We start from the raw sequence: 2,702 nt of genomic DNA, 5'->3' as shown, positions 1-2,702 counted from the left end.
GCCTGAGGGATGTTGAGATTACCTCGACGAACGCGCCATTTTTACAGGCGAAGATAAACGGCCTCCCGGTCCCGGAATTGCGATTCGAACTGGACCTCACCGCAAAATTCAAAGTGCTGGAATTTGAGATCGAAAACGGCTACATCACGCTGATACGACCAACTGCAGCTTCGGCGGTTGTGTGCCTCAAATACGGCAAAAAGACATTAGTCACGACGCCTTCCAAAGACCTGAATCTGCTTGGAGAGATTCCACTGCCGGGCAAAGGAATTCCAATTCCCGGCGTGGCAAATTAGCCGTCATTGCTTCAGGCGGCTCACTGCGTTCCCGCGGCGCTGACGCGCCAGACGGTGTTGCCAACGTCGTCAGCGATCAGCAAGGCGCCGCTGTGGTCCATTGCCAGCCCCACAGGTCGGCCTTTGGCGTGGCCGTCGGCCAGGAAGCCGGTCACGACATCGACTGGTTTGCCGCTGGGTTTGCCGTTCTGGAACGGGACGAAGACGACCTTGTAGCCGCTGGGCGGGCTGCGGTCCCAGCTGCCGTGTTCGCCGACGAAGGCGCCCTCGCGCAAGCCGGCTGGCATGGTGGTGCTGGCCGGGTCGTTGAAAACCAGACCCAGCGAGGCGACGTGCGAACCGAGAGCGTAGTCCGGGACAATGGCTTTCGCCACCAGATCCGGGCGCTGCGGCATGACGCGCGGGTCGACGTGCTGGCCGTAATAGCTGTAAGGCCAGCCATAGAAGCCGCCATCGCGCACCGAAGTCAGGTAATCCGGCACCAGGTCGGGGCCGATCTCGTCGCGTYCATTCACGACGACCCACATCGCTTTGCTGCCAGGCTCCCATTGCATCGAATTCGGATTGCGCAGGCCGCTGGCGAAGACGCGCGCAGCGCCGCTGGCGCGGTCCACTTCGAGGATATCGGCGCGATTCATCTCAGCCTCGATGCCGTTTTCCGTGATGTTGCTGTTCGAGCCGACGCCCACGTACAGCTTGCTGCCATCCGGGCTGGCCAGCAGGCTCTTGGTCCAGTGGTGGTTGAGCACGCCCTCCGCGCCGGGCAGGTCCATGACCTTGATCCCCGCGGCCGTAATCTTCGTTTCGCCTTCGGTATAGGGGTAGCGCATCAGCGAGTCGGCATTCGCCACGTACAGATCATTGCCGACCAGCGCTACGCCGAAGGGGGACTTCAGGTGATCCAGGAAAGTGGTGCGTAGCGGGGCCGCACCAGCGCTGGCAGGACGCACCAGCGTAATCCGGTTGGCGCCTTTTTGCGCCGAGCCGCCGTAAGCCTTGATCGGCCCCATGATGACGTCCTTGGGCCGGTTCTTGGGCTGTGTCGGACCGTTCGCTTCGACAATCAGAATGTCGCCATTCGGCAGCGGATAGACGGCGCGAGGATGCATCAGTCCGGTGGCGAAGGCGCTGATTTTCAGGGAAGCCGGTACCACCGGCGTCTCGCCCTGCTTCCAGCTTCCGGCCGGCGCCACTTTCATCGGCGGCAGCAGATAGTTTTTCAGTTCCGGCAGGGTTGGCCGCCCGCCTTGCTGGGCCGCCTGTACGGACGGGTCGCCGTGGTCGCAGGCGCTCAGCAGAAATGCAGCGGCGATGAGAACGCTTCCCTGCCTCAGGTGGATTGAGGGATTCATGGCGCGACTCCATCGGCGACGTAGTAAGGACGTGGCCAGCCAAAAATGGTCGCCAGCAGCATCAGGACAAAGACCACGATGGACAGCGTCAGGCCTTGCGGCACCACGGCGGTATAGCCGTCGCGGCTGTGGATGAAGGCATTAACGATGGACAGCAATAGCGCTACCACACTGGTGACGACGTGCAGCCCGGCAAAGCGCACCACGCGCACGTGGCGCAGCCGGAACCAGGAGATGAGGCCGGCGATGGCTGCAAACGCGGCCACGATGCAGCCGGCCGTCAGCAGCCAGACCGAGAAGGTTTCCCAGATGATGTTCTTGGTTTGCCAATAGGCCAGATCGGTAATCAGCGTGCCGGCGAAGCACACGGCTGGAAACTGCACCAGCGTGGCATACACGGGCTGGCTGGCGAGGCCCAGGCGAGGGGCGTCGAAAGATGCGTGCATGGTGTTTTCCGTCAAAAATGATGAAAACACCACGGTACTTGCGGGCACAGGAAATGTCTGTGCCCTGCCTCGCTTACGCCAGTTCGCCGACCGTCTTGCGAACGGCAGCCAGAATTTCGTCGGCAAAGGCCTGGTCGGCCTTGATGACTGAGCGGGAGACGGCGATGCCGCCGATCATGGCGGCCACGATGGATATGGCGCGCTGCCGGGCTTCGTCGGGCGGGAGTTTGGCGGACAGTTCACGCTCGACGTAGCGCACCATCTGCGCATAGCCTTCCATGAAGCGCACGCTGACCGGCTCGTCCTGGCGCGCGATTTCGCTGGCGGCCGCAGCCAGCGCGCAGCCGCCGCTGAGGTTGTCGCGCTGCGCGGGCGCCATATAGAAATCCATCATGTCTTCCAGCGAACGGACGTGATTGGCCAGGCGCTCGCGGGCGTTGGCGGCGCTGTAGCCGAGGGCCTCGGCGGCCAGTTCATCCTTGGACGAGAAATGGGCGTACAAAGCCCCATGCGTCAGCCCGGCCGCCTTGCTGATTTCCGCCACGCCGACCCCGTCGATGCCTTTTTCCTTGAACAGGCGTGACGCTGCCTGGATCAGTGCCTGCCGG

General features: G+C 62.8%; 4 protein-coding genes. 1 reads left to right on the top strand and 3 read right to left on the bottom strand.

Going from position 1 to position 2,702, the window contains the following annotated elements:
* A partial coding sequence (locus tag AB4Z11_RS28810) for a hypothetical protein (RefSeq protein WP_442029250.1) occupies positions 1-296 on the top strand: 296 nt, incomplete at its 5' end.
* Between the two features lie 20 nt (positions 297-316).
* On the opposite strand, the gene AB4Z11_RS28805 is transcribed toward AB4Z11_RS28810, so the two are convergent.
* From AB4Z11_RS28805 to AB4Z11_RS28795, 3 genes are all read right to left on the bottom strand, one after another.
* Positions 317-1,648 carry a PQQ-dependent sugar dehydrogenase gene (locus tag AB4Z11_RS28805; RefSeq protein WP_442029249.1) on the bottom strand — a complete coding sequence of 444 codons (1,332 nt, stop codon included), beginning with the start codon at positions 1,646-1,648 and terminating at the stop codon, positions 317-319.
* The gene (locus AB4Z11_RS28800) at positions 1,645-2,094 is read right to left on the bottom strand and encodes a DUF2231 domain-containing protein (protein WP_442029248.1); all 450 of its coding nucleotides are present in this window, start codon (positions 2,092-2,094) and stop codon (positions 1,645-1,647) included. The genes AB4Z11_RS28805 and AB4Z11_RS28800 overlap by 4 nt, the downstream gene beginning before the upstream one ends.
* Positions 2,095-2,167: 73 nt before the next feature.
* Positions 2,168-2,702: TetR/AcrR family transcriptional regulator (locus tag AB4Z11_RS28795; protein WP_442029247.1), on the bottom strand; the 535-nt coding region annotated here is incomplete at its 5' end.

Origin of the sequence: Pseudoduganella sp. RAF53_2, assembly GCF_052113985.1 — a bacterium.
Classification (GTDB): domain Bacteria; phylum Pseudomonadota; class Gammaproteobacteria; order Burkholderiales; family Burkholderiaceae_D; genus Rugamonas.
This window is presented reverse-complemented; position numbering and strand designations above follow the sequence as displayed.